General features: G+C 74.4%; 19 protein-coding genes. 8 read left to right on the forward strand and 11 right to left on the reverse strand.

What is annotated here, in order from left to right; translation table 11 throughout:
* Window positions 1–142: 142 nt before the first annotated feature.
* The 3 genes from AC4H2H_RS17185 to AC4H2H_RS17195 all read right to left on the reverse strand — a co-directional run bounded on the left by AC4H2H_RS17185 (window position 143) and on the right by AC4H2H_RS17195 (window position 1200).
* Complete coding sequence (locus AC4H2H_RS17185; protein WP_494372040.1) at window positions 143–526, reverse strand: Rv3654c family TadE-like protein; 384 nt, start codon at window positions 524–526, stop codon at window positions 143–145.
* Entirely contained in the window at window positions 523–840 is a 318-nt protein-coding gene (locus AC4H2H_RS17190; protein ID WP_494372041.1) for a TadE family type IV pilus minor pilin, read from the reverse strand. The genes AC4H2H_RS17185 and AC4H2H_RS17190 overlap by 4 nt, the downstream gene beginning before the upstream one ends.
* Window positions 841–993: 153 nt before the next feature.
* Window positions 994–1200 carry a DUF4244 domain-containing protein gene (locus tag AC4H2H_RS17195; RefSeq protein WP_494372042.1) on the reverse strand — a complete coding sequence of 69 codons (207 nt, stop codon included), beginning with the start codon at window positions 1198–1200 and terminating at the stop codon, window positions 994–996.
* A gap of 378 nt (window positions 1201–1578) precedes the next feature.
* Here AC4H2H_RS17195 and AC4H2H_RS17200 point away from each other — a divergent pair, with 378 nt between their 5' ends.
* The 3 genes from AC4H2H_RS17200 to AC4H2H_RS17210 are packed head-to-tail and all read left to right on the forward strand — an operon-like array spanning window position 1579 to window position 3654.
* Window positions 1579–2034 (forward strand): YciI family protein, encoded by a 456-nt coding sequence (locus AC4H2H_RS17200; protein WP_494372043.1) that lies wholly within the window; start codon window positions 1579–1581, stop codon window positions 2032–2034.
* Between the two features lie 5 nt (window positions 2035–2039).
* On the forward strand, window positions 2040–2378 hold the full coding sequence (locus AC4H2H_RS17205; RefSeq protein WP_494372082.1) for a YciI family protein: 339 nt from the start codon (window positions 2040–2042) through the stop codon (window positions 2376–2378).
* 13 nt (window positions 2379–2391) lie between these two features.
* A complete protein-coding gene (locus AC4H2H_RS17210; protein ID WP_494372044.1) occupies window positions 2392–3654 on the forward strand; it encodes an RNA polymerase sigma factor in 1263 nt (420 codons plus the stop codon).
* Between the two features lie 50 nt (window positions 3655–3704).
* On the opposite strand, the gene AC4H2H_RS17215 is transcribed toward AC4H2H_RS17210, so the two are convergent.
* The 6 genes from AC4H2H_RS17215 to ssd form a co-directional block, all read right to left on the reverse strand.
* The gene (locus tag AC4H2H_RS17215; protein ID WP_494372045.1) at window positions 3705–4055 is read right to left on the reverse strand and encodes a hypothetical protein; all 351 of its coding nucleotides are present in this window, start codon (window positions 4053–4055) and stop codon (window positions 3705–3707) included.
* Window positions 4056–4189: 134 nt separating this feature from the next.
* Window positions 4190–4543: an MmcQ/YjbR family DNA-binding protein gene (locus AC4H2H_RS17220; protein ID WP_494372046.1), complete on the reverse strand. Its 354-nt coding sequence runs from the start codon at window positions 4541–4543 to the stop codon at window positions 4190–4192.
* Between the two features lie 109 nt (window positions 4544–4652).
* The gene (locus AC4H2H_RS17225) at window positions 4653–5264 is read right to left on the reverse strand and encodes a type II secretion system F family protein (RefSeq protein WP_494372047.1); all 612 of its coding nucleotides are present in this window, start codon (window positions 5262–5264) and stop codon (window positions 4653–4655) included.
* Window positions 5261–5911 (reverse strand): hypothetical protein, encoded by a 651-nt coding sequence (locus tag AC4H2H_RS17230; protein ID WP_494372048.1) that lies wholly within the window; start codon window positions 5909–5911, stop codon window positions 5261–5263. The genes AC4H2H_RS17225 and AC4H2H_RS17230 overlap by 4 nt, the downstream gene beginning before the upstream one ends.
* A gap of 31 nt (window positions 5912–5942) precedes the next feature.
* Window positions 5943–7154, reverse strand: a complete 1212-nt coding sequence (locus AC4H2H_RS17235; RefSeq protein ID WP_494372049.1) for a TadA family conjugal transfer-associated ATPase — start codon at window positions 7152–7154, stop codon at window positions 5943–5945.
* Entirely contained in the window at window positions 7151–7867 is a 717-nt protein-coding gene (gene ssd, locus AC4H2H_RS17240) for a septum site-determining protein Ssd (RefSeq protein WP_494372050.1), read from the reverse strand. Before ssd ends, AC4H2H_RS17235 begins: the two co-directional genes overlap by 4 nt.
* A 141-nt stretch (window positions 7868–8008) precedes the next feature.
* Between ssd and AC4H2H_RS17245 the strand changes: the two genes are divergently transcribed.
* Window positions 8009–8842, forward strand: a complete 834-nt coding sequence (locus AC4H2H_RS17245) for an HAD family hydrolase (RefSeq protein WP_494372051.1) — start codon at window positions 8009–8011, stop codon at window positions 8840–8842.
* Between the two features lie 293 nt (window positions 8843–9135).
* Here the strand turns inward: AC4H2H_RS17245 and AC4H2H_RS17250 are convergent, their stop codons facing one another.
* A complete protein-coding gene (locus AC4H2H_RS17250) occupies window positions 9136–9705 on the reverse strand; it encodes a hypothetical protein (RefSeq protein WP_494372052.1) in 570 nt (189 codons plus the stop codon).
* 280 nt (window positions 9706–9985) lie between these two features.
* On the reverse strand, window positions 9986–11071 hold the full coding sequence (locus tag AC4H2H_RS17255; RefSeq protein ID WP_494372053.1) for a helix-turn-helix domain-containing protein: 1086 nt from the start codon (window positions 11069–11071) through the stop codon (window positions 9986–9988).
* Window positions 11072–11204: 133 nt separating this feature from the next.
* Between AC4H2H_RS17255 and AC4H2H_RS17260 the strand changes: the two genes are divergently transcribed.
* The 4 genes from AC4H2H_RS17260 (at window position 11205) to AC4H2H_RS17275 (ending at window position 16907) form a co-directional block, all read left to right on the forward strand.
* On the forward strand, window positions 11205–12674 hold the full coding sequence (locus AC4H2H_RS17260) for an NAD-dependent malic enzyme (RefSeq protein WP_494372054.1): 1470 nt from the start codon (window positions 11205–11207) through the stop codon (window positions 12672–12674).
* 1 nt (window position 12675) lies between these two features.
* Window positions 12676–13488, forward strand: coding sequence for a TrmH family RNA methyltransferase (locus AC4H2H_RS17265; protein WP_494372055.1), 813 nt, complete (start codon window positions 12676–12678; stop codon window positions 13486–13488).
* 231 nt (window positions 13489–13719) lie between these two features.
* On the forward strand, window positions 13720–15750 hold the full coding sequence (gene acs / locus AC4H2H_RS17270; protein ID WP_494372056.1) for an acetate--CoA ligase: 2031 nt from the start codon (window positions 13720–13722) through the stop codon (window positions 15748–15750).
* 140 nt (window positions 15751–15890) lie between these two features.
* On the forward strand, window positions 15891–16907 hold the full coding sequence (locus tag AC4H2H_RS17275) for a pentapeptide repeat-containing protein (protein ID WP_494372057.1): 1017 nt from the start codon (window positions 15891–15893) through the stop codon (window positions 16905–16907).
* Window positions 16908–17009: the final 102 nt, after the last annotated feature.

Consider the following 17009-nt stretch of genomic DNA (forward strand, 5'->3'; position numbering starts at 1 on the left):
CGACAGCGCGGACAGCCCGAGCACCGACGCCGCCCCGCCGCGGACCCGACCACGACAACGCACAAGCCAGCCCGAGCACCGACGCCGCCCCGCACGCGGACCCGGGCACGAACCACGGTTCTGCCTCGCGAGCGACACCTGGTCAGCGCGCGGTCGCCGGGCCTGCTCGGGCGGCGGCGGTCGCGCGGCCGAGGGAGACGCCGAGGACGGTGACGCCGGTTCGTCTCTCGACGTCGATGCGGACGACACCGGCGCCCTGCTCGTCGCACGTCGTGACGAGCACGTCGTTGCGTGCTGCGACCTCATGGGCGCGGGCGCACGCGTCCCAGCCATCCAGCGAGGCCGTGGCGGCGGCCAGGGCCGCGAGGTCGGCGCCGGTCTGGGCCTGGCCGCGCGCGGCCTGCGCGTGCGCGAGGGCGCCGAGACCGGCCGCGAGGACCAGGACGGTGGCGACCACGCCGAGCACGAGGACCGTCCCCGCGCCCCGCTCGAGGTCGCCGCGTGGTTCGCGGTGACGTTCGGTCACGGCTCGACCCAGGCGACTGCCTCGCCGCTCGCGCGCAGCGGCGTCGCGGACAACCACCCGCCGACGACCGGCGTCGTCACGCGGACCTCGACCCACGGGTCGCCGCGCACGACGCTCACGTCCGCACCGTCTCCGGCCACCCGACGGGCGGTCGCCCGCACGACGTCGTCAGCCTCGCCGATCGCGGCCGCGCGTGCGGCCGCCCTCGCCGCGTCGGCGGAGCGCATCTGGGCGCCCGCCGCCGCGGCGAGGGTGAGGACCGCGACGAGGACGAGGACGACCGCCGGCAGCGCGACCGCGAGCTCGGCCGTCACCGCACCGCGCTCCCGGTCGTCACGCCGCCGCCTCCTAGGCGCGCCGGGAGAGCGCCTCCGCCCCGACGGTTCCGCCGGACGGGTCGGCCGCTCTTCCGACGACCGGCGCGCGTCGCCGGGCTGCCCAGCCGACCCCTCGTCCCGTCGCACGGCTCAGCCCAGCGAGAGCGCGCTGCGCACGATGCCGAGCAGCAGCTCGCGCACCTCGCCGCTCCTGAGCACGGCGATAAGCAGCCCCGCGAAGCCGGCCGCGGCCACCGTCGCGATCGCGTACTCGGCCGTCGCGAGGCCCGCCTCCGCGTCCTGCCCCGTGCTCCTCCCCGTGAGGCGCGCGAGCGCGCGCCCTGCCTGTCTGGTCATGGTCGACCCCTTCCTTCGTGGCCCGCGGTCGCGGGCGTGCAAGGCCACTGTGGCGACGAACCGCGCAAGCCCGACGAGCGCTCCTGAGCATCGGTGGACGAGCTCACACAGGACGGGACTGTGGACGGCCAGGCTGGGCGGATCCGCTCGATCTGCGCCGTCTCCCGGCGATCCCCTGGCGGTCGGAGGTCGATCTCGTGCGGTCGCCCACGGTCTGCCCGTGCGGACCTCCCGGCCCCTCTGGCACAGTGAGCGGGACGGCCGCCACCGCCCGGTTCCGCGGTCGTGTCGATCCGGGCGGGTCTCGCGCGTCAACGAGGCAGGACCCCGTCGGGGTCCGCGCCCGGCACGGGCGCACGCACGACGTCTGGAGACGCCATGAGCACCGAGTACGTCATCCTCGTCCACGACGACGAGCGCGCCTGGGAGGCGCTCGCCGACGAACCGGCAGGTCACGCCGAGCGGCGCACCCAGTACATGCGACGGCACGACGAGTTCACGCGCCTGGCCGCGGCGGAGGGCCACACGATCACCGCGTCGGGCGAGCTGCGGAAGGCGGCCGACGCCCGGGTCGTGCGGCCCCGCGCACAGAACGCAGCGCTCGTGACCGACGGCCCGTACACCGAGCTCGCCGAGCAGGTGGGCGGGTACTACACCGTGACGACCGCCGACGTCGACGGCCTGGTCCGCGTCATCGAGGAGGCGTTCGCGGGCAGCCCGGAGGTCTTCGAGCTCCGCGGGACCGTCCCCGAGGACGAGCAGGGCGTTGCCGAACCCCTCGTGGTCGCCGGCACCGCCGCGCCCACCGGCACGACGACGGGGACGGCGTCGTGAGGTTCATGGTCCTCCTGCACGAGGACGAGCAGGTCTGGGAGCGCGCGACAGAGGTGGAGCGCGCGGAGTCCGTCCGCCGTCACGAGGCCTTCGCGACGGCGGTCCGCGAGCGTGGCGAGATCGTCTCCGGCGAGGCGCTGAGCACGGTGTCGGCCGCGACGACGGTCCGCCGCGACGGCGACTCGGTCCTCGTGACCGAGGGTCCGTTCGCCGAGACGGTGGAGCAGCTCGGCGGGTTCTACGTCGTCGACCTGCCGGACCTCGACGCGGCGATCGAGACCGTCGCGCTCCTACCCGCGTACACCGTGGAGATCCGGCCCGTCGTGGACCTGGACGGCCCGTGACGACGGCGTGCGCGTGACGACCGACGACGCGCTCACGGCGGCCTGGCGGGACCACTGGGCCCGCCTGCTCGCCGCGCTCGTCGCTCGGTACCGGCGCCCGGACCTCGCCGAGGACGCCCTCGCGGACGCGTTCGCTGCCGCAGCGCGCACGTGGCCGGTCGACGGCGTCCCCGCGAACCCCGCCGGCTGGCTGCGCACCGCGGCCGGCCGACGGGTCCTCGACCGCCTGCGCGCCGAGGCCGTCGCCTTGCGGAAGGAGCCGCTCATGGTCGTGGAGGAGCGCGCGCGGCCCGGCTCCGAGGAGCCGGGCGCAGACCTCGACGACGGCGCCCACGTGCCCGACGAGCGGCTGCGCCTCGTCTTCGCATGCTGCCACCCCGCACTCGCACCCGAGGCGCGTGCGGCGCTCACGCTGCGCTTCGTCGCGGGGCTGGGGGTGCCCGACATCGCCCGCCTCTTCCTCGTGCCCGAGGCCACGATGGCCGCGCGGCTCACGCGCGCGAAGAAGCGTCTCGCGGCGTCGGGCATCCCGTTCGCGGTGCCGGCGGCGGACCGGCTCGAGGAGCGGCTCGACGTCGTCGTCACCGTTCTCTACCTCACGTTCACGGCGGGGTACGCGCCCGGGACGGGGCCCGATCTCGTGCGGGTCGCCCTCGCGGGCGAGGCCATCCGGCTCGCCCGGCTGCTCGACGAGCTGCTCCCCGGTCGTCCCGCCGTGCGTGCCCTCCTGGCGCTGCTCGTGCTCCAGCACTCGCGACGCGATGCGCGCACGGGCCCGGACGGCGAGCTCGTGCTGCTCCCGGACCAGGACCGGACCCGCTGGCACCAGGACGAGATCGCCGTCGGGCTGGCGGTCCTCGCGTCCGTGCCCGACGACGTCGCCGGGCTCGCGCGCGAGCACCTCCTCCAGGCGCGGGTCGCCGCGCTGCACGCGACCGCTCCCACGCCGGAGCAGACCGACTGGGGCACGATCGCCGCGCTGTACGCCGAGCTCGAGGAGCAGACGGGATCGCCCGTCGTGCGGCTGGCTCGCGCCGTCGCCGTGGCCGAGGCGTCCGGACCCGACGCCGGGCTCGCGCTCCTCGACGGGCTCGACGCGGCCCTGCCGCACCACCACCGCCTGCCGGCCGTGCGCGGCGAGCTCCTCGCCCGGGCGGGACGCCGCGACGAGGCGCTCGCCGCGCTCGACCTCGCGGTGGAGCGGTGCGCCAACCGGGTCGAGCGGGCACACCTCCGGCGGCGGCGTGAGCTCCACGGCGCGAGCACCGGGGGATAGCGTCTTCGGCGCGGGCAGGCCCGCGAGCCGACGGACCTCGCCGGTGCCGCTCAGTCGGTGATCTCGACCGGCGCGAACGGAGGCTTCGCGCACCCGATGGTGGGGTCGAGGTCGCACGCGGTCAGGGCGCCCTGGAGTCTGAGCGACACCTCCGCCGCGCCCTCCGGCATCTCGTCGGGGACCCGGACCATGCCCTCGGCATCGCCGTCGCTGCTCGGGTCCAGAGACCCGAGGACCTCAGCGTAGCGGCCCTGCTCCGGGTCGTCGGCAGGTTCCAGGGACGTGATCCGGACCTCGTACCGCGCATTGGCGGGCATGCGCGGCTCGCGGTCCGCACCGTCGTCGCGTCCGGCGGTCTCGACCTGCAGCTCGTCGCCCGGAGCGATGGCCTGCGGTGTCACCACCGGATCCCCAGGCTGGCAGTACGCGGTTCGCGTGCCGGCGTCGGCACCGGCACAGCCCGACATCGCCGCCAGGACGATGCCCAGGACGGCTTCCCTCGCCACCCGGAGAGCGGGTCGTCGGCCCTGGGCGCTCACGTCGACGACCTCCGGTGGTGGCCTGCCGCGAGGTCGTAGGAGCCGTGCACCAGGTCGTCGACCAGCTGCTTCGTGACGCCGCGCCCCGGGCCGACGGAGATCCAGTGCACCTTGTCGAGGTAGTGCCCCGGCGTGATCGATTCGTGGTCGCGGCGTAGTGCGTCGCCGTGGTGGGGGTCGACCTTGACGGTGATGATCTGCAGGTCCGGATCGTCCTCGGTGACGATGAGGAAGACCTTGTCCCGCACCTTCCACACCTCCAGGCGCGGCGTGAACGGCCGACCACGGCTGACGTCCGCGAGCGACGCCGCGGCGTCTCGTGCGACCTGCTGCAGTGCGTCGCCCTGCATCTGTCCCTCCCCGGTCGAGGTCGTGGCTGCTCCGACACGGACGAAGGTACGCCGTCGACGTGCCCGATCACGGTGTGTTCGGGGCGCGCACCCGTGAGCGTGTCCACGGCTACCCACCACCGAGGAGGCCGGACCCGAGCGAGATGAGCACCGGCAGCAGCCCGACCAGGACGAACGCCGGGAGGTAGCACGCGCCCAGCGGGAGGACGAGGTGGACGGCGAGGCGGCCCGCAGCGGTCCTCGCGGCCGCCGTGCGGTCCTGGCGCAGCGTCTCGCCCGCCGCCCGGAGCGACGGCGCGGGCGCGGCGCCGTGCACCCACGCGGGCCGCAGCGCCCGCTGCACGACGACGACCCGGTCCGGGCAGCCCGACCACGCGGCGTCCCATGACGCCCCGAGGACGAGCGCGGCCCCGGCAGCGCGCAGCGACGCGCCGTCCGGCCCGCCGACGGCCGCGCCGACCGCGTCGAGCGCTCGCGGCACGGACGCACCCGCTCGGACCGCCGTGGCGAGGAGCTCGAGGACCACGCCGATCTCGATCCGGCCCTCGTCCGCGGGCCGCCGGGACGCACGCGACGACCCCGTCGTACCGCCCTCCGCCTGCCCGCCGTGCGGCGTCAGATCCGCGCCTACGGTCGTCGCCCTCCGCTCGACGACCGCGCGCGCGGCCCACCACGGCGACACGGCGACGAGGAGGCACGCCGCGACGACGAGCGTCGTCATCGGTCCTCCCCTACGGCACGCGCGCGCTCGACGAGCCGCGCGGACCACGTGCGTCCCGCCAGCAGCAGGAGGACGCCGAGGAGAACGCCGACCGAGCCGAGACCGCCGTCGGTCGCCGTACCGAGCGGGTCCGCCCCGAGCACGTAGCCGAGCAGCACGCCCACGATCGGCAGCCACAGCAGGACGCGGGCGGTCGCGCGCGGGCCGGCGAGCGCCGCCTCCCGTTCCGCGCGGGCCTCGGCGTCGGCGGCGACCGAGGCCGCGACCTCCTCGAGCACGGTCGCGAGCGGCGCGCCCACCTCCACGGCGAGGCGGCACGCCGCGACGAGAGCGCGCGCGGTCGGGAGGCCGCCGACGTGCGGAGCGAGGTCCGTCGCCCGCGGCACGCCGGACGGATCGACCCGGACCCCGACGGCGCGCGTCCACGCTGTCCCCGGGGCGGCACCGGCGCGCAGCAGCGCCCCGACCTGGGTCACGACGACCCGGACGAGCTCGGGCGACGTCGCGGTCCGCCGTCGTGCGCTCGGCGCGGCCGCACCAGTGCGCGCTGCGGCACCGGGCCCTGCCACCGACCGCGCGCTGCGCCCGCCGCGCGCGAGCACGCACCACAACGCCGTCCCGACGAGCACGCCCACGACGGCCGTCACACCGACCCCCGGCCCACGACGTCCACCCGCCTCACGACGGCCACCGACGCACGACCTCGGCCCACGCCGGACCGTGCACCGGCCCGCCCTCGCCGTCCCAGGACCCGGCGACGTCGACGCGCAGCGCGTCGCGCTCGTCCAGCCGTACGACGCCGACCTGCGAGAGCACCCTCCGGGTCCCACCCGCCGTGCGCACCCGCCGCAGGTGCAGGACCACGTCGAGCCCGCCGACGGCCTGGGCGGCGAGCGCGGCACGGTCCATGCCCGCGAGCGCGGCGAGCGCCTCGAGGCGTGCCGGGACCACCTCGACGTCGTTCGCGTGGATGGTCGCGAGGCCGCCCTCGTGGCCGGTGTTGAGCGCCATGAGGACCTCGCGCACCTCGGCCCCGCGGCACTCGCCGAGCACGATGCGGTCGGGCCGCATGCGCAGCGCGGCGCGCACGAGGTCGGCGAGGTCGACGCCGCCCGCGCCCTCGACGTTGGGCCGGCGCGCGGTGAGCGGCACGACGTGCGGGTGGTCGGGGTCCAGCTCGCGGGCCTCCTCGACGCACACGATCCGCTCGTCGGGCGGGACGAGCGCGAGCAGCGCGGCGAGGAGCGTCGTCTTGCCCGTGCCGGTGCCGCCGGAGACGAGCACGCTCGCGCGCCGCGCGACGAGGGCGCGCAGCGTCGGCTCCCAGGCGGGCGGGACGGTCCCGCTCGCGACGAGGTCGCTCAGGCCGAACGTGCGGGTCCGCAGGACGCGCAGCGAGATCACGGCGCCCGCCGCGCACACCGGCGCGACGACGGCGTGGAGCCGCGTCCCGTCGGGCAGGCGCGCATCCACGACGGGCGAGGCGTCGTCGAGGCGCTGACCACCCGCGGCGGCGAGGCGCACCGCGAGCGCACGGACGTCGTCGGGCCCGCCGAGCGGCACGTCGACCTTCTGCAGGCCGTGCCCGCGGTCGACCCACACGTCGTGCGGCCCGTTGACGAGCACGTCGGTGACGCCCGGCTCGTCGAGGAACTGCTGCAGCGCGCCCGCGCCGTAGAGCTCGGCGCGCGCCGTGCGGGTCAGCTCGCGCAACGCGGTCGTACCGAGCACGCGGCCCGACGCGCGAAGCGCCGCGGCGACCGCGGCGTCGTCGGGCGGAGCACCGCTCCCGTCGCTCCCGCGCCCGTCCCCACCGGGCCCCGCCCGCACGAGACGGTCCCGCACGCCGTCGAGCAGCGCACCCGGCGTGGCGCCCGCCCGCGTGCTCACGGCGCACCACCGACGTACCGCGCGGCGAGCGCGCGCCCTGCCCGCTCGACCGGGCCGCGCGCCGCGCAGGGGCCGGCGCCCCGCTCGATCGCTCCCGCGAGCCCCCGGTCCCAGCGCACGGTCGCCGCGACGTCGAGCCCGACGGCGTCGGCCACCTCCGCGCCGGACAGCCGTCCGGGCGCGGGTCGGCGCACGACGAGCGCCGCCGGGACGTCCAGCCGGTCCCGGACGGCCGCCACCCCGGCCACGGCGAGGACGTCGAGCGGAGTCACGACGAGCACCTCGTCGCACGCCTCGAGCACGCCGTGCGTGCTCGAGCCCGACGTGAGCGCGGTGCGATCGACGTCGAGCACGAGGACGCCGGAGCGCGCCGCCGTGACCTCGGCGAGGGCGGCGACCACGTCCGCGAGCGCGGCCGGCTCCGGGCCGCTGCCGCGCTCCGTGCTCACGACCGGCACGGCGCTCCAGCGCGGCAGGCGGGCCAGCAGCTCGTCACCGTCGAGGCGGCCGCGCGCGTCGGTGAGGTCGGGCCAGCGCACGCCGGGCTCCTCCTCGACGCCGAGCAGGACGTCGAGCCCGCCGCTCACGAGGGCGAGGTCGACGAGGCACGTCGGGACCCGCCGTCGGGCCGCACCGCGCGCGAGCGCCGCCGCGACGACGCTCGCTCCGGCGCCGCCCCGTGCGCCGACCACCCCCACGACCGCCCCGCCCACGCGCCCTCCCTCGTCCGGATCCCGTGGCGCCACCCTGGACGGCGAGCGGGCGCCCTCGCCACGCGCGGCAGGGCGGCTGTGGACACGAGCGTCGGCGAGCGCACCTGTGGACGGCCACGATCCGCGGCTAGGCTCGCGACCGTGACCCCGCACCCGGACCCGACGTCCGCGCCGGAGCCCCGGCCCGGCCGGGTCGCCGCGTTCTTCGACCTCGACAAGACGATCATCGCGACGTCGTCCGCCGCGGCGTTCTCCCGCCCCTTTTTCGCGGGCGGGCTCATCAACCGCACCGACGTGCTGCGTAGCGCGTACGCGCACTTCCTCTTCATGGTGGGCGGCGCGGACGCCGACCAGACGGAGCGCATGCGCGCGCACCTGTCGAGCCTCGTCACCGGTTGGGACGTCGCCACGGTGTCGCGCATCGTCGCGGAGACCCTGCACGAGCACATCGACCCCGTCGTGTACGCCGAGGCGGTCGAGCTCATCGAGTCGCACCACGAGCACGGGCACGACGTGGTCGTCGTCTCGGCCTCGGGGAGCGAGGTCGTCGAGCCCATCGCCGCGGTGCTCGGCGCGGACCACGCGATCTCCTCGCGCATGGCCGTCGAGGACGGCCGGTACACGGGTGGGATCGACTTCTACGCCTACGGCGAGAACAAGGCCGCCGCGATCCGCGAGCTCGCGGCACGCGAGGGCTACGACCTCGAGGCCAGCTACGCCTACTCCGACTCGGTCACGGACGCCCCGATGCTCGCCGCCGTCGGGCACGCGTTCGTCGTCAACCCCGACCGCGGGTTGCGGCGCCTGGCCGCCGAGCACGGCTGGGGCGGCCTGACCTTCACCAAGCCCGTCGCCCTGCGCTCGCACCTGGCCGGGTCGACGCCGGCCCTCGCCGCCACCGGCGTCGTCGCCGTCGGGCTCGTGGTGTGGCTGGTGTGGCGAGGACTACGGCGACGTCGGTTCGAACAGCCGTAGAACACGGTGTGCACGTCCCGCCGAACGCTTGCGCTCCGGGGCTGCGGGGGCTGTCATGGAAGGACAACAGCACGACGGCGGTACCCACGCGCAGGACAGTCCACCGAAGGACTCGCTGACCGGGCGGACCAGGCCACGACGGCCCCCGAACCGTTGCAGCGACTTGGAGCGAGCGCGCCTGCTAGCCGCCACCCGCTGGCGACCACGGCGCCCGAGAGGGCGCCGTCGTCGTGCCCCGGAGTTCGCGGGCGGGCGCGCGGCCTTCGACCACGCCACGGCTCGGGCTCTCTCCGTCAGCGCACGGGACCGTCACCTGTGGGGGCCGGAGGATCCAGGCGAAGCGCCTCGAGCAGATCCTCCGCGAGTATTGACGCCGCGAGCGCCACGGTGATCGGATCCCCGACGCCTTCTTCTGCCCTTCCCGCCATGACGGCCCCGGGTGCCTCGGGCCCTGTCGCGAAGAGACGCTCGAGATGCGCGATCGCCTCGACCGTGACGTCGCGGCGCAGCTCGTCGCCGAGCAGGACCGCCATCCGACGTACGAGCTCGCTCGTCTCGGTCCCTCGGAGAATCCGATAGATGTCGTGCGCATCCTTGTCCACAAGCCGCTTCGGATCCAGGCTTCGCTCGTGGATCTTGTGCAGCTTGGCGACCAGCAGTGCGCTCGGCCCCGCAACTCGCACCCTCCGACGACGAGCGTCGGACGAGTCGAGCGCGGCGACGTCGATCACGTCGTTGTCCACGACGGCCGCTTCCAGCCCTCTGGCTCGTCGAACAGCCCGCTTGTCGTGCGGCGGGATTCTCGCGCCACGAGCGTTCTTTCCACCCGACCCGGCCAGCGCCTCGGGGATCATCAGGTCCACGGGCAGCCCGTCGGGGCTCAACCACGCACCCGGCTGTCTCGAGATCGGGTCGAGTCGAAATCCTGCCGCAGTCATCGCGTCCTCGAGCAGCGGCTCGTCCTCGAGGAGGCGACGGTCGACGGCCACGTCGCTGTCCTTGGTGGATTCCGCGAGGGCTACAGGGGCACCCGCGACCCGCAGATAGACGGCCTGCGCCCCGATGACCACGATCGCTTCCTGGTGCTCGGACAGAGCATCGACGGCGTCGATCAGCGCCGCGCGCGACCGTACGAGCAGATCTCTACTTCCGGCGCCAGGCATCTTCGTTGCGTTCCATCCACGTCAAGAGCTCCTCGGCCTCGGAAGGGCTTCTCCCGGGCCCTGACATCAGATCGACAGCGACCTGAGCGGGCGCCGCGACGACAACCCCACGTTTGGTCGTGCTTGTACGACGGAACGGAGCATCCGTCTCAGGGACAGCGAGCAGGACGTTCACGCCCGCCTCGGTCGGCCGCAGCCCCAGATCGCGAGCCGCGCCCTCCACGTCGGCGACGTACACCATCACCGATCGGGCAGGAGCGTACGGTGCCCACACCTCTGCGGCCACGGAGCCGGTCACTGCGTACGGCGTGTTCGAGGACTGCAGTCGCAGGAGGACGTTCTCCACGCCCCGGGGCGCGATCCACCGCGACATCCTGTTGCTCCTCACGAATCCGTAGTCGTCTGCCCAACGGCGAAGGAGCGGCATCCAGTCCAGGACCTGGAACGGGCCGCCCTGCGTTCTCTCTACGAGTCCCTCCTGCTCGAGGAACTCGACGACGCGGTACGTCGCCCCCGTCGATGCGCCCGACTCCCGCACGAGCTCACGAACGGTCCAGGAGCGATCGACGTCCAGCAGGGCGCGCACCACTCGGGTTGCTGGCGCTCCCTTGAGCGTTCCGCGTGGCCTTCCCGGTCCTCTCCACGGGTCCGAGTCCGCCCCCTTGTCCGCGACGTAGAGCCCTGGCTTGGAGAGCTCGAGACGTACGTTTCCCGTCACGTCGGCGAACGCGACACCCGCATCGGCCAACCGCTGGCGCACGGGCGGAGACAGGTAGCGCGCGGCGACGAGAAGTGCCGATGCGCCCGCTTCCTGGGCAGCGGAGCGAAGCCGCTCGGTCAGCAACGGAACGTCCCGGCCCTGGACCGCTCGCTTCACCTCCACGACGACCGTCGCCGACCGACCTTCGGGATCGACGATCTCGAGGACTGCGTCGATGTCCCGACCGTCGCTCCTCCCGCGCACGGTGTCGTGCGACATGGCCCAGGTGGTCGGCAGTCGCGCCTTGAGCATCTCGAGGCAGACTCTCAGGACGTCTGCCTCAGACTGGAGCTCGGCTGTCTCCACGGTGACCTCCCGTTCTGGAAATACACTATCTCCGCTGCCTGCGGAAAGCAACATTTTCCCGAACATCACCCGATCCTGGGCAGGTGCTCCCGCTCGCATGCTCGCACGCAGGCAAGGCCCGATACTGGGGCCCATGACGTCAGCGCCGAGTGTCTCCTCCTCCATCACCGTCCGCCTCCAGGTCGAGGCGCGCCCCACCGCCGTGAGCGAGCTGACGACGGCGATCGAGCACACCGGCGGCATCGTCTCGGCGCTCGACGTCACGGCGTCGGGCCACGAGCGCATCACGGTCGACGTCACGGTCGCGACGCGCGGCGAGGAGCACGCCGGCCAGATCGTCGAGGCGCTGCGCGCCCTGCTCGGCGTGGTCGTCGAGCGGGTCTCGGACCGCACGTTCCTGCTGCACCTGGGCGGCAAGCTGAAGATCGAGTCGAAGGTACCGATCCGCAACCGCGACGACCTGTCGATGATCTACACGCCCGGCGTCGCGCGCGTGTGCGAGGCCATCGCCGCGAACCCCGACGACGCCCGGCGCCTCACGATCAAGCGCAACACGATCGCGGTGGTCACCGACGGGTCGGCCGTGCTCGGCCTCGGCGACATCGGCCCGCTCGCGTCGCTCCCGGTCATGGAGGGCAAGGCCGCGCTGTTCAAGCGCTTCGCGGACATCGACGCGTTCCCCATCGCGCTCGACACGACCGACGTCGACGAGATCGTCCGCACGGTCAAGGCCATCGCGCCCGTGTTCGCCGGCATCAACCTCGAGGACATCTCGGCGCCGCGCTGCTTCGAGATCGAGGCGCGCCTGCGAGCCGAGCTCGACATCCCCGTGTTCCACGACGACCAGCACGGCACCGCGATCGTCGCGCTCGCCGCGCTGACGAACGCGCTCAAGGTCGTCGGCAAGGAGCTGCCGGACGTGCGCATCGTGCTGTCCGGAGCGGGCGCGGCGGGCACCGCGGTGCTCAAGCTCCTGCTCTCCGCAGGCGCGCACGACGTCGTGGTCGCGGACGTCGAGGGCGTCGTGCACCCGGAGCGCCCGGGTCTGTCGCCGTCCCTCGCGTGGACGGCCGTCAACACGAACCCGCGGCGCGTCACCGGGACGCTGCGCGACGCCGTCGTGGACGCCGACGTGTTCATCGGCGTGTCCGCGCCCGACGTCATCACGGGCGACGACGTCGCGCGCATGGCACCCGGTGCGATCGTCTTCGCGATGGCGAACCCGCGGCCCGAGGTCGACCCCGTCGAGGCGGCGAAGCATGCGGCGATCGTCGGCACCGGGCGGTCCGACTTCGCGAACCAGATCAACAACGTCCTCGCGTTCCCCGGCGTGTTCCGCGGTCTGCTCGACGCGCAGTCGCACCGCATCACCGACGGGATGCTGCTCGCCGCGGCGCGCGCGCTCGCGTCCGCGATCCACGAGGACCAGCTCAACCCGACCTACATCATCCCGAGCGTCTTCAACCCCGAGGTGACGACGCTCGTCGCCGCCGCGGTCGAGCGCGCCGCGCGCGAGGCGGACGCCGCCGAGCCCGCCGCGCTGACGGGCGGCCTGCCGCGCGTCGCGACCGCCTCCCCGACGACCGCCACCCCGGAGGCCTGAGGTGCAGCGCGTCACGACCCGCAACGCGGCGTTCCAGCAGTGGGAGGCGCTGCTCACCAACCGCACCAAGCGGCACCGCGCGGGCGAGATGGTCGTGCAGGGCGTCCGTCCGATCACGGTCGCCGTCGAGTCCGGGTGGACCGTGCGGACGTGGCTCGTCGACGCCGACCGGTCGCTGTCGACGTGGGCGCACGCGATGCTCGACCGCGTGCGGGCGAAGCAGTTCGCGGTGTCGACCGACCTCCTGCGCGAGCTCGGTGGCAAGGAGGACGACGCGCCCGAGCTGCTCGCCGTCGTCGCGACCCCGGCCGACGACCTGGACCGGATCCCGGTCGGGGACGACTTCCTCGGGGTCGTGCTCGACCGGCCCACGAGCCCCGGCAACGTGGGGACGGTCGCGCGCTCGCTCGACGCGTTCGGCGGTACGGGACTCGTGGTCGCCGGGCACGCGGCCGACCCGTACGACCCGCGCGCCGTGCGTGCGAGCACCGGCTCGATCTTCTCCGTGCCGACGGTCCGCGTCCCGTCAGGGCGCGAGGTGCTCGACTGGGTCGCGGCGCAGCGCGACGCGGGTCGCCCGCTCACGATCCTCGGCACGGACGAGCACGGTGACGTCGAGCTCGCCGACCACGACCTCACCGGCCCGACGCTCGTCCTCACCGGCAACGAGACGACCGGGCTGAGCACGGGCTGGCGCGAGGCGTGCGACGTCATGGTGAGCATCCCGATGTCCGGGTCGGCGAGCTCGCTCAACGCCGCGAGCGCGACGACGGTCGTGCTCTACGAGGCCGTGCGCCAACGCCGCCGGCGCTGACGGACGGGCGCGCCGTCGCCTCCCCTCGGCCGGCGGTCCGCTTTTGTGAGCGGCCCCGCCGAACCGCGGACTAAGGTGACGGCGGTCACCCGGGCGGGTCTACACTCGCCACGTCGGGGCCCCGGTCGTGGGGCCGAGCGCCCCGTCGTACGGTCGAACCGTCACGTCGCCCCGGGTGATGGCATCGGTTCGGCGGGACCGCACCAGAGTCGATGCGCACCGGAGGTCAGCGTGCCAGAGAACGAGTCCACCACAGCGGCGGCGGGCGCCAGCCCGAGCCTGGAGAACCTCCTCCACGAGACCCGGAGCTTCCCGCCGAGCCCGGAGTTCGCCGCGCAGGCGAACGCGAGGCCAGGCCTCTACGAGGAGGCGCAGGCCGACCGGCTCGCGTTCTGGGCCCGGCAGGCGAACGACCTCGTCTCGTGGCGCACGCCCTTCACCGAGACGCTCGACTGGTCTCAGGCGCCCGTCGCCCGCTGGTTCGCCGACGGCACGCTCAATGCCGCCTACAACGCCGTCGACCGTCACGTCGAGGCGGGGCTCGGCGACCGGGTCGCCCTCCACTTCGAGGGCGAGCCGGGCGACACGCGCACGGTGACGTACGCGGAGCTGCAGCGCGAGGTGTCGCGCGCGGCGAACGCGCTCGCCGCGCTGGGCGTCGAGACGGGCGACCGCGTCGTCGTCTACCTGCCGATGGTCGTCGAGGCCGTCGTCGCGATGCTCGCGTGCGCACGGATCGGCGCCCCGCACTCGGTCGTGTTCGGCGGGTTCTCCGCGGACGCGCTGCGCAGCCGCATCGCCGACGCGGGGGCGAAGCTCGTCATCACCGCCGACGGCGGCTACCGCCGCGGGTCCGCGTCGGCGCTCAAGCCCGCGGTCGACGAGGCGATCGGCCCCAAGGAGGGCGCCGACCCCACGACCGTCGAGCACGTGCTCGTCGTGCGGCGCACGGGCCAGGACACGGCCTGGACCGAGGGCCGCGACGTGTGGTGGCACGACGCGCTCGAGTCCGCCGACACGACGCACACGCCCGTGTGGGTCGACGCCGAGCACCCGCTGTTCATCCTCTACACCTCCGGCACGACGGGGAAGCCGAAGGGCATCCTCCACACGACGGGCGGGTACCTCACGCAGACCGCGTACACGCACCGCAACGTCTTCGACCTCAAGGCCGAGAGCGACGTCTACTGGTGCACGGCCGACGTCGGCTGGGTCACGGGGCACTCGTACGTCGTCTACGGACCGCTGCTCAACGGCGCGACGCAGGTGATCTACGAGGGCACGCCCGACACGCCGCACCAGGGCCGCTGGTGGGAGCTCGTCGAGAAGTACAAGGTCTCGATCCTCTACACCGCGCCGACCGCGATCCGCGCGTGCATGAAGTGGGGCGAGGAGATCCCCGCGAAGTTCGACCTGTCTTCGCTGCGCGTGCTCGGCTCGGTGGGCGAGCCCATCAACCCCGAGGCGTGGATGTGGTACCGCCGCGTCATCGGCGGCGACCGGACGCCGATCGTCGACACGTGGTGGCAGACGGAGACGGGCGCGATCATGATCTCCCCGCTCCCCGGCGTCACGGCGGCCAAGCCGGGCTCCGCCCAGGTGCCGCTGCCGGGCATCGTCGCGGACGTCGTCGACGACGAGGCGCACTCCGTGCCGAACGGTGGCGGCGGGTACCTCGTGCTGACGGAGCCGTGGCCGTCGATGCTGCGCGGCATCTGGGGCGACCTCGAGCGGTTCAAGGACACGTACTGGTCGCGCTTCCCCGGGATCTACTTCGCGGGCGACGGCGCCAAGAAGGACGACGACGGCGACATCTGGCTGCTGGGGCGCGTCGACGACGTCATGAACGTCTCGGGCCACCGGCTGTCGACGACGGAGATCGAGTCCGCGCTCGTGTCGCACGAGATCGTCGCGGAGGCCGCCGTCGTCGGGGCGAACGACGACCTCACGGGCCAGGCCGTCGTCGCGTTCGTCATCCTGCGCGGCGAGCACGCGGGCCGGGCCTCGGACGCCGACGGCGCCGCCGCCGTGCAGACCGACCTGCGCAACCACGTGGCGAAGGAGATCGGCCCGATCGCCAAGCCGAAGCGGATCCTCGTCGTGGCGGAGCTGCCCAAGACCCGGTCGGGCAAGATCATGCGGCGCCTGCTGCGCGACGTCGCGGAGAACCGCACGGTCGGCGACGCGACGACCCTCGCGGACTCGTCCGTCATGGAGCTCATCTCGGCCGGCCTGCAGCAGCCGTCGTCCTCGGAGGACTGACCGGCCCACCGGCGACCACGGGGTTGGTGTCGTCATCCGCGCGATGACGACACCAACCCCGTTCTCGTGCGGACGCAGGCTCGTGCTCGGCGGTCGATATGCCCGTGCTCGGTGCGCCGTGGACGGCGTAGCGTCGAGAGGTGCCACCTGTTCCCGAGGCCGACGGCCGCACCCTCCTGGTCGAGCAGCTCGACCTGCGCAGCGACTGCGCGCGCTGCACGGGCTTGTGCTGCGTCGGCCTGCACCTCGTGCGCTCGGCCGACTTCGCGATCGACAAGCCCGCGGGGACCCCGTGCCCGAACCTGCGCGACGACTTCGGCTGCGGCATCCACTCCCGCCTGCCCGAGCGCGGCTTCCCCGGGTGCGTCGCGTACGACTGCCTCGGCGCCGGGCAGCGCGTCACGGCCGCCGTCCGGTCCGCGCACGACGGCGCGACATGGCGCGACGACCCCGCCGCGGCCCGCGACGCGTTCGCCGCGCTGCCGATCGTGACACAGCTCCACGAGCTGCTCTGGTACCTCGCGGAGGTGCTGTCGCTGGCCGCCGCGGCTCGCGTGCACGACGACGCCCGTCGGGCCCTCGACCGGACCGCGCCCTTCGCGGACCTCGCCCCGGCGGACCTGCTCGCGCTCGACGTCGGCGCGGTCCGCCGGGACGTCGGGCCGCTGATCGACCGCGCGAGCGTCCTCGTGCGCACCGCCGGCCGGGACGCCCAGGCACGCCTTCGCGTCGGGAACACCTCTGCCCCGGCGACGTCCGACGTGGGGGACTCCTCCGCCCCGGCGACGTCCGACGTGGGGGACTCCTCCGCCCCGGCGACGTCCGACGTGGGGGACTCCTCCGCCCGGGCGACGTCCGCCGTCGGCCGCCGCGTGCCCGGGCCCGCGATGCGGCGTCGGTTGCGCCCGGGCGCGGACCTCGTCGGGGTGGACCTGCGCGGCCTGGACCTCACCGGATTCGACCTGCGCGGCGCGCTGCTCCTCGGTGCGGACCTGCGCGGTGCGGCGCTCGCCGCCGTCGACCTCCTCGGTGCCGACCTGCGTGGCGCGGACGCCCGCGGTGCCGACCTCTCGTCCGCGCTGTTCCTCACCCCGGCCCAGGTCGGTGCCGCACGCACCGACGCGACGACCCGGCTCCCGCGCTGGGCGGATCACTGACGGAGGGTCGCCGAGGGATCACCCACGGTTCGGCACCGGCTGCACCGTTCGGCAACCGGAGGTGCCGACCTCTCCCCTCGCGTGCCGATCAGCGCACGAGAT

It is taken from the genome of Cellulosimicrobium sp. BMG9.22, from assembly GCF_059159975.1.